Annotated in this window: 8 protein-coding genes and 1 pseudogene; 1 reads left to right on the top strand and 8 read right to left on the bottom strand. The window is 49.2% G+C overall.

Translation table 11 applies throughout. The features are described from left to right. Positions 1–210: 210 nt before the first annotated feature. Positions 211–2,916: a molybdopterin-dependent oxidoreductase gene (locus tag ACR2PX_RS28070; protein ID WP_434002658.1), complete on the top strand. Its 2,706-nt coding sequence runs from the start codon at positions 211–213 to the stop codon at positions 2,914–2,916. 77 nt (positions 2,917–2,993) lie between these two features. On the opposite strand, the gene ACR2PX_RS28075 is transcribed toward ACR2PX_RS28070, so the two are convergent. From ACR2PX_RS28075 to ACR2PX_RS28110, 8 genes and pseudogenes are all read right to left on the bottom strand, one after another. Beyond that, positions 2,994–4,307 (bottom strand): TLC domain-containing protein, encoded by a 1,314-nt coding sequence (locus ACR2PX_RS28075; RefSeq protein ID WP_434002659.1) that lies wholly within the window; start codon positions 4,305–4,307, stop codon positions 2,994–2,996. A 103-nt stretch (positions 4,308–4,410) separates the two neighbouring features. Further along, the gene (ddpX, locus tag ACR2PX_RS28080; RefSeq protein WP_434002660.1) at positions 4,411–4,977 is read right to left on the bottom strand and encodes a D-alanyl-D-alanine dipeptidase; all 567 of its coding nucleotides are present in this window, start codon (positions 4,975–4,977) and stop codon (positions 4,411–4,413) included. A 93-nt stretch (positions 4,978–5,070) separates the two neighbouring features. Then, positions 5,071–6,087: a PTS fructose transporter subunit EIIC gene (locus ACR2PX_RS28085; RefSeq protein ID WP_434002661.1), complete on the bottom strand. Its 1,017-nt coding sequence runs from the start codon at positions 6,085–6,087 to the stop codon at positions 5,071–5,073. Positions 6,088–6,101: 14 nt separating this feature from the next. Next, on the bottom strand, positions 6,102–6,410 hold the full coding sequence (locus ACR2PX_RS28090; protein WP_434002662.1) for a hypothetical protein: 309 nt from the start codon (positions 6,408–6,410) through the stop codon (positions 6,102–6,104). Positions 6,411–6,426: 16 nt separating this feature from the next. Beyond that, entirely contained in the window at positions 6,427–7,050 is a 624-nt protein-coding gene (locus ACR2PX_RS28095; RefSeq protein ID WP_434002663.1) for an HAD family hydrolase, read from the bottom strand. A 52-nt stretch (positions 7,051–7,102) separates the two neighbouring features. After that, positions 7,103–7,825 (bottom strand): TerC family protein, encoded by a 723-nt coding sequence (locus ACR2PX_RS28100; RefSeq protein WP_434002664.1) that lies wholly within the window; start codon positions 7,823–7,825, stop codon positions 7,103–7,105. Positions 7,826–7,954: 129 nt separating this feature from the next. After that, the gene (locus tag ACR2PX_RS28105) at positions 7,955–8,998 is read right to left on the bottom strand and encodes an MFS transporter (protein ID WP_434002665.1); all 1,044 of its coding nucleotides are present in this window, start codon (positions 8,996–8,998) and stop codon (positions 7,955–7,957) included. Positions 8,999–9,044: 46 nt separating this feature from the next. Next, positions 9,045–9,224 (bottom strand): annotated as a pseudogene (locus ACR2PX_RS28110) (MFS transporter); the annotation flags it as partial. Positions 9,225–9,427: the final 203 nt, after the last annotated feature.

The following is a 9,427-nucleotide window of genomic DNA, read 5'->3' on the forward strand; positions in this document are numbered from 1 at the left end:
TTCGAGCATAAATTTCAGTAGAACGAGTCGAATTATTTGATGGATTCGTGCGAATAGTTGACCTATTTAATCGAATTCATCAAATAATTGGACCGTTCTTTCTGGAATTTAGGCCGAAATTGTCTTAGGTCCGACAGACTCCTAGAAGCCATTGAGCTGTAGAAAGGCTCCTTGAAATATTCAGAAAGTACGGACAAAGGAAGTATGCCCATGGCTGGCAGCATCAATATAAGCAATGACCCTCAGCAAGTCATCCACACGACGTGTGCCTATTGTGGTGTTGGCTGTGGCATCAAGGCGACAGTCACTGATAAAGAGCTGCATCTGGTTGATATCGAAGGTCTGAAAGATCATCCGGCGAATCTGGGCCGACTTTGTTCGAAGGGGAGTGCGCTGGGAGAAACCGTTTCTCTGGAGAACCGCCTGTTAACCCCTTTTATAGGCGAGCAGAGAGCCCATTGGGATAAGGCTCTGGATGAAGTCGCAGATCGACTGAAAGCCACTCTGAATGAATACGGACCAGAAGCGGTTGCTTTGTACGGCTCTGGTCAGTTATTGACCGAAGATTACTATGTTGCCAATAAACTGATGAAGGGTTTTATTGGTTCCAGCAACATGGACACCAACTCACGCCTCTGCATGGCTTCAACGGTGGCAGGGCAGAAGAGAACATTTGGTTCCGATACCGTTCCGGGTAACTACGAAGATCTTGAGCTGGCCGATATGGTTATTCTGGTCGGTGCCAACACGGCCTGGTGTCATCCGGTGCTATTCCAGAGGATCCGAGCTGCGAAAGAGCAACGCCCGGATATGAAGGTGGTTGTGATTGATCCTCGTGTCACCGACACCTGTGACATTGCCGATCTGCACCTGCCCCTTAAATCAGGGACCGATACGGCTCTCTTTAATAAATTATTCAGTTTTCTTAATAAGCACAATAAGCTTGATTCGTCGTATATAGAGCAGCATACCCAGGGTTTTGAAGAGGCTTTGAAAGCGGTCGGAAAGGTAGGCAGTTTTTCAGAAGTGGCTGAGCTCTGCGGAGTCGATAAAGCCGCGATCAAGCAATTTTGTCAGTGGTTTTCGCAGACCGATAAAGTGGTTACGGCCTGGTCTCAGGGCGTTAATCAGTCCGTTGCCGGTACGGACAAAGTGAATGCCATCATTAATTGTCATCTGATCACGGGTCGTATCGGTAAACCGGGGGCAGGTCCACTGTCTTTGACCGGTCAGCCTAATGCGATGGGAGGCCGAGAAGTGGGTGGGCTTGCCAATCAGCTGGCTGCCCATATGGATTTCGCAAAAGCTGACGATATTGATCGCGTCAGGCGTTTCTGGAATGCGCCCAATATTGCCCAGGCGCCCGGTAAAACCGCTGTTGATCTTTTTAATGCCATGGATAAGGGCGAAATCAAATTTATCTGGATCATGGGGACCAACCCTGTGGTCAGTATGCCTGATGCCAATAAGGTGATCAGCGCCTTGAAAAAGTGTCCGACCGTAGTGGTGTCTGATTGTATTGAAAAAACAGATACTTCGGAGTTTGCCCATATTCGTTTACCCGCCGCTGGCTGGAGTGAAAAGGACGGTACGGTCACCAATTCGGAAAGAAGAATTTCCAGACAAAGAGCCTTGTTTGATCTGTCAGGTGAATCCAGACCTGACTGGTGGATTATCTCTAGAGTGGCTGAAAAGCTTGGGTATGGAGCCGCTTTTGACTATCAAAAGTCGGCAGATATCTTCCGTGAACATGCCGCTTTATCTGCCTTTGAAAATAACTCAGAAGGCCGTATTCGAGATTTTAATATAGGTGCTGTGGCGTCTGTTTCGGATGCAGATTACGAAGCGCTTGAACCATTTCAGTGGCCAAGGATTGCCGGACAAACCTCTGGTCAGCCAAATTCAAGGTTGTTTGCGCAGGGCGGTTTTTACACTGAAACGGCTCGGGCAACGATTGTTTCAACAGAGTTCAAGGTGTCCTACCATCAGCCCAACACGGATTATCCACTGTTGCTGAATACGGGCAGGGTTCGTGATCACTGGCACACGATGACACGGACGGCACTGTCACCGAGGTTGAGTCAGCATATTGATGAACCTTTTCTGGAAGTTCATCCTGAGGATGCTCATCAATATGGACTGGCCGATCAGGCTTTGTGCCGGTTGAGCACTGCGTTTGGCGCCGTTCTGATCAGAGTGACTGTGACACCTTCTGTGGGTAAGGGTAATGTTTTTATGCCTATGCACTGGACTCGCCAAAACAGTAAAACGGGACACTGTGGTGTATTGGTAAAACCGGCCGTTGACCCCTGGTCAAAGCAGCCAGGATGTAAGCACACACCCGCCAGTATTGAGGCGGTCTCATTGAAGCAGCAAGCGGTTTTACTGAGCCGTCAGAAGCAGAGTTTTGATCAGTTCGACTATGGGACAGAAATAAAATTCCAGCAGGGATTCCGATATGAACTGGCCGGTCAGTCTATTGATTCGGCAGCACTGGAGTGTATCGGTTCAGAAAAAGAACGGATTGATTATACCGATCCAGCAACCGGTTGTACCCGAAGCGCCTGGTTTGCTCTTGGTCAGCTACAGGCTTTGCTGATTGTTGGAGAGTCGCTATCAGACAGTGATCGTAGCTGGTTGCAGGATGCTTTTAGTCGCGAGGATATTCCTTTTGCCGATCGTTGGCGTTTGCTGGCCGGTTTGCCACCCAGTGGAGAGGATTCAGGTAAAGTGATCTGTGCCTGTTTTGGTGTGGGTGAGAAAACCATTTGCCGGGCGATTGAAGAGCAGGGCTTCAGTGAACCTGCTGAAGTGGGTCAATCGCTTAAGGCTGGAACAAACTGCGGATCCTGTATTCCCGAGATTCGTAAATTGATCAGCCATGTGGAAGAGCTGGCGATTAATGCTGCCAGCTAGGAGCCTGTTTGAATTCAGGCCCAGGTACAGCTCTCACTGCTGAGAGCTGTACCTTTTATATCCTCTCAATACAGCGATCAATGAGGTTGGGCTTTTTTAACGCTGAACCAGGTTGTCGCCATTCGATAGATGATGAACACTCCCCAATAAAAGTTCAGAGTATTGAAGACCCCCCCTGATGAAATCACTACCGGATTGATAACGTGGCTGTTCTCATACTCGGCTTCTCCCCGGTAGACGGCTAAAGCAAATTTAGCCCACTCATAAGGAAAAATACCCCACCGGAAGATAAAGAATGACGCTGCGAACATGACGCGTATTGCGGGGTGATACCTCAGGAAGTTCAGGTAGAGGGTAGAGAACTCCACAATCAGTCCGTCAGCGACAAGGTGTATCCGACCCAGGGCGCAGAAGGTGGTGCAGGTTAAGAATATTGTGCTGCCATGAATAAAGAAGGCTTTGCTGCCAACGGCAATGGAGTCGAGTATTTCCCAGGCTGCGTATCCAAAAGTAATCAGTGGCAGAATAATTTCCCAAGTGTTGGCGGGTTCTCGCTGCAGGGTAATGCGTTCAACATAGGATGTATTGCGACTGAAATAAAGATAGCTGGAGCCGGTGCCGGTAATCAGTGAGTGCAGGAAGGAGGGGACGGTATCCGCTCCAGTGTATTGTTTAAGGGTGAGAAATAAGCCGGCTGAGCCTACAACGATCCAGGCCATCATATCCTGTGGAATGTATGAACTTGCATCATGGGTTGTCAGGGATGTGTTCGAACGGGAAGAGATCATCAACTGGGGTTGATTGGCTCGTTCAGCGGCACGACAGGCAAGTTCTTTGCGAATAATTTCTTCAGGCGCTTCGTTGTCATCTGATTCGGTGATGGCGTCAGATACCTTTACCCGCTCCAGAGGAACCTGAGCTTCATAGAGCATGTCGTCAGAGTCGTGCTCACTTTTCACCATACCGCGCAGCGACAGGCTTCGGGCAGGAAAAGACAGGGCCTTCAGGTGGGTTTTCGGCTCTGTTGATTCGGAATCTTCAGAAAAAGAGCCGTACACTTTAATCCATTGTTCTGAACCACTGTGTGAGGACTGTTGCAACAAGTCCAGTTCTGACTTTGGGACAATGATCTGTAGCCAGCTTTTTCCCTTGCCTGATTTTTTCTGGATGGTTTTAACCGTAGCGCCGTTCAGGACGAGTGGGGCATCTATGGTATTTATTTCTGTGGTTTCCGACTGGCAATAACGTTTGAACGTCATTGTGTATCCCGATGGAATAGCTCTGGGGAGTTGAACCTGAGAGGAGTTAGCCGGGTTAAGTGTGAGGTCTGAAGATGCATACAGAGACTGAATCAAAAGAGAGGACAAAATCAATAAACACAGACTTCTCACAAGTAAGCTCCCTGGCCAGGTAATCCTCAAAGATTACCGAGTGTGGATTTGTGAGGAGTTAGTATAGTGACCGTTCGCCAGAGAATAATTTTATTGGTCGAGCTTACAGAATACCTGAGCCGAGCTCACTTTCTTTTAATACCGGATAATGATCAGCATCGGGTAACTGATAGTGCCACCATTCGCTTTGAATGGGGTTGAAGCCAGCAACATTCATGGCTCCGGCCAGAATTAACCGGTTTTTCTGTGCGAGATTGGACACCTGATCATTGCCATGGTGGGCCAGAGAACGGAAGTCATCAAACTCGGTGCCCATTTCCAGTTCATGGCCGAACTGATCAACCAGGGTTAGATCAATGGCTATCCCTCTGCAGTGGGGACGCACCCCAGTTTGCGGGTGAGATACGTATTCGGGGTCCGGTGCACAGTCATAGAGTTCTTGTTGGGCTTCCTGGGGACGGAAGGCATCCCAGATTTTTAATCGCAGGCCCATAGGCTGCAGAACCTCAATGGCTCGTTGCAGTCTGCTGGCGGCTTCTTCATGCATCAGGCACAGAGGCTGTTTATAAACCGGCTTACCCGTGAAGTTTTTCTCGGTGGCATAGGCGATTTCGAGAATAACATCATGACTTTGCGGTGTGATTTCAACCAGTGAGTAAGTGTTCTTCATAAATAGGGATCTGACCGTCAGGCATTCTCAATGCAGGGTAACAGTAATTATCGACGACAGGCATAAATTCTTTCTGTGAAAAAACGGAATTGTTCAGTCAGGTTCAGGCTTTGCTGATTTCATGAGGTTGACCGCTATGGCTGTTACCAGTGCACCTGCTATTGTGGCCAAAATATACCAGAGGCGACCTTCCACTACAGGAAGAACGATCCAGCCACCCCAGGGCGCATGATTGATGACTCCGGACATAAAACCAATAATGTTGCCGGTAATACCGCCAAGAACAATGGCGGGTATGACCCGTATTGGGTCCGCAACAGCAAAGGGTATTGCGCCTTCTGAAATACCGATCATTCCCATCGCCAGAGCCGCCTTGCCAGCCTGTCGTTCTTCGGGAGAATATTTCTTGGGAGACATCAGGGTCGCCAGCCACATGCCCAGGGGCGGAGTGCAAATGGCAATGCCCACTCCTCCCATCAGATAAGGGTGATCCTTGACCTGAGTCTGGGCGAACAGGGTAGCCACTTTGTTGATGGGGCCTCCCATGTCAAAAGCGGTCATGCCACCAAGAATGGCCCCTAAGGATACTTTTGATAGCCCCTGCATACTGTGCAGCCATTCATTCAAATGGTTCATCATATCGGCAATGGGCTGGCCAATAACCCAGATGACCAGAGCCGAGGTCAGGAAGGTGCCGACCAGAGGGTAGATAAAGATTAAGGCTACGGGCCTCATGGTGGTGGAGAGTGGGATCTTCTTGAGGGCCTTGACGATATAGCCCGCGATGAACCCTACAATCATGGCTCCCAGAAAACCCGCACCATACTGACCGGCCAGCCAGGCACCAATCATACCGGGTGCCAGACCGGGTCGGCTGGCAATGGACCAGGCTATGTAGCCCCCCAGAACGGGGATAAAGAGGGTGAAGCCAGCCACCCCCATATCCCACAAATCTTTCAGGAAACCGTACTCAGGGGGTTCTCCCTTACCATGCAGCATCACGGACAGCGAGAGCAGTACGCCCCCGGCAACCACAAAGGGAATCATGTGGCTGGTGCCAGTTAGAAGATGAGACCTGAGCTGAATCAGCTCTGCTTTCAAACTATCCATTAATGTCACCCGTTTCAGTAACTGATACCCTGTGGGTTGCCCGGCTGCCGGGGTGTTCTGCTTTGATCGACAGGATAATAAGTCCCGGGAATGGGTTGTTTATTATCCTTGATAATTTTGTTGCGGCGTTTTTCATCCACTCGGGCATTTTCGATTTCGGTGGCCGTTTTTTCTTCCGGCTCCTGACACCGGGACTCGGTACAGGGAGGTGCCTCAGCATTTTCCTGCTGACTCATGTCACTGGCACAAGCGCTGAGCAGAAGAGCTATGCCTACCAGAACGAAGCGGCTGAGTAAGCAATATCTGAACCGGTTAAGTCTCATGGTGACCTGTTGAACTTTAAATGTGAGTTCTGAATTCTAGCAGCTCAGCTGGAGTGTCAAGTATGAAGGCGGGTTTTGCTGCTTCCAGGGTTGTGCGGTCATGCCAACCCCATGTCACTGCAACCGGAATAGCTCCGGCTTTACGGGCTTCATGAAGGTCGCCTGAAGTGTCGCTGATAAAGTAACAGGGCAAATTCGGGTGTTGCTTCATGACGGTCTGGATTTTGTCTGTTTTACTGAAGCTGTGCTCCATGCCTAACACTTCCTGGAAACAATCGATCTTCTGGTTGTCCAGAAAATGCTCTGCCGCTTCTGCAAAGTTGGAGGTGACCAGATAGAGAGGGAAGTGTGCTGAAAGATGTTGTAACCCTTCGCTAACATGGGGGATAGAGGGGCACTGCTTCATGAACTGACAATGCGCAAGCCGGGCATGGCTCAAAAAGGCTGGCTGCATCCAGTTACCGGGTACCCGCTGAGCCAGTTTCTCAAAGAAGTTACCTTCAAAAAGAGCCAGTATTTCTTCTTCGCTGGCCAGATCTTCTGCCCCCAGATTGATGAGAACCTGTGACCAGAAAGCGTAAAAGGGCTGCCAGGAATCGGCAATCACACCATCCATATCAAACAGAATCGGGCAGGACATAACAGCTCCAGATAGTAGGGGTGTTGCTCAGTGAGTGAGAATGAGTCCCCCGCTATTTGTGTTGCTCAGATTGCCTGGATCGCAGGCGGGTATTGAGCATCTCAACAGCAAGAGAAAACGCCATGGCAAAGTAGATGTAGCCTTTGGGGATATGAAAGTCCAGACCTTCGCCCATCAGAGAGACTCCGACCAGAATCAGGAATGAAAGGGCCAGCATTTTGAAGGTGGGGTGATTACTGACGAACTCTCCTATAGGGGCTGCAGCAAACATCATAATGCCCACAGAAATTACAATGGCCGTCACCATGACCCATAGATGTTCTGCCAGCCCTACCGCTGTGATCACCGAGTCCAGAGAGAAGACAATATCGATCAGGGCAATCTGCACCAGGGTTATGACATAGCCTCTTGGCTTGAGATGAGGGCCTTCGCCTTCCCCGGGTTCAATAGAGTCATGGATCTCGTGTGTCGATTTGGCCAGCAGGAAGAGACCACCGCCCAGAAGAATCAGATCCCGTCCAGAAATACTGTGTTCAAGCAGATGAAACAGGGGAACGGTCAGACTCATGATCCAGGTAATGGAAAGCAGCAGGGCAATCCGTGTGAACATAGCCAGCAGCAGCCCCAGTCTTCGGGCACTGTTACGTTGGTGCTCAGGCAATTTATCGACAACGATAGTGATAAAAATGATGTTGTCGATACCCAGAATGATTTCCAGGATGGTCAGGGTAGCCAGAGCAATCCAGGGCTCCGGAGTCAGAAATAGTTCAGTCATTGTTTCTATCGTAATAGCCGTTCTTGCTGGACTGTTGGCCGAGGTGTCTATTCTCGGCCAGATTCGTAGTTAATATCGGTTAAAAATAGCTGAGCTGAAAGCCCTTTGAAGGACGTTTTGACCAATACGTCAGTCCACAGGGTTGTTTTTGGTCTCTTTGGAAAAGATGACAAAAAGCAAATGGGTCAGGGCCAGCAACGTGATGTAGTAAACCAGCGAGTATATATCCCCGGTGAGCCGGTAGATTTGTTGGCATATGACCGGTGTAAGCCCACCGGCAAAAGTCAGCGCAATGTTGTAACCAATGGCACCGCCGGTGCAATGGGTCTCAAACGGAAACATTTCTGTAATGGCCGTCGTTAATACAGCAGAAGTAGGGGCCAGTGCTACGGCGTACATGGCCAGCCCGATCATGGTATAAACCAGTTCTCCCTTGGCGATGAAAAAGAACATGGGATAACTGATCAGAATAAACAGTATGGCTCCGAAAGCCATGACCGGGCGGCGGCCTACCCGATCTGATATGAAGCCACAAACGGGAATAAGCAGCGTACTGATGAGTAAACTGACCAGAATGGCCAGGTTGGTTTCCTTCAGGCTTAAATGAGTACTGTGGGATAAGAACGAAGGGACAAACCCCAGCAGAAAGTAATTACCCATGGCCATCATGATGCCATAACCAAAGGACATGAACAGAGAACTCATTTGGTTGACAAAGGAAGCCTTGATAGGATTTTTGGTAATTTCACCGCTTTTCTGATGAGCAAGAAAAACAGGTGATTCATCGACTTTCATGAGCAGATAGGCGACAACAAGCCCAATCACAAGAAAGGACAGAAAAGGTATCCGCCAGCCCCAGAGATGAATTTGTTCGTCACTTAATTCAACCGTGATCAGGTAGAAAGACAGGATACCCACGGAAAAACCCAGAAAAACACCGCACATGACGCTGCTTGAAATCAAACCACGATGTTTGTTTAAACCCAGTTCAATAAGCAGGGCTGTGGAGTTAGTGGGTTCTGCTGAAATAGCCATGGTCTGAAAAATTCTAATGATGACCAGGAGAACAATAGAAAAGTAACCAAACTGATCGTAACCCGGGAGTATGCCAATAAGAGCGGTACACACGGATGAAATAACAACGGTGGCCAGGAGCGTTTTTTTTTCGGCCATATTTATCCGCATAAGCACCTGAGATAAGCCCACCAATCGGCCTGAACAAAAAGCCAACAGCGAAAATCAGGGAGTAAAGTAACAGCGACGTCGAATACGAAGCGAAGGGAAAAAACACCTTCGACAGAATGGGGGCAAAGTAGGAGTAAAGTGCAAAGTCAGCCCAGGCGATGGTATTGCCAATAATGGCAGCTGCGACGAGTTTGGAGTGGACGTTTTTGTTCATCACTGCTCAGTCTGATGTAGGTAGGGAAAGCGCACGTGCTATGCGTAACCCACTGGTAATGAAAGGAAAGAGAGATCAGGGCAATTGCATCAATTTGGAAAACTGAGAGCAACTTTGATATAAACCCATCCTTCCGATGTTCCTGAATAGTAGATCCGCATGGAAGCCACGCAGTACCAGCCGCTCTCTGACTTTTTAGCCAA

The sequence above is a fragment of the Endozoicomonas sp. genome (genome assembly GCF_051008435.1).
GTDB lineage: Bacteria > Pseudomonadota > Gammaproteobacteria > Pseudomonadales > Endozoicomonadaceae > Endozoicomonas_A.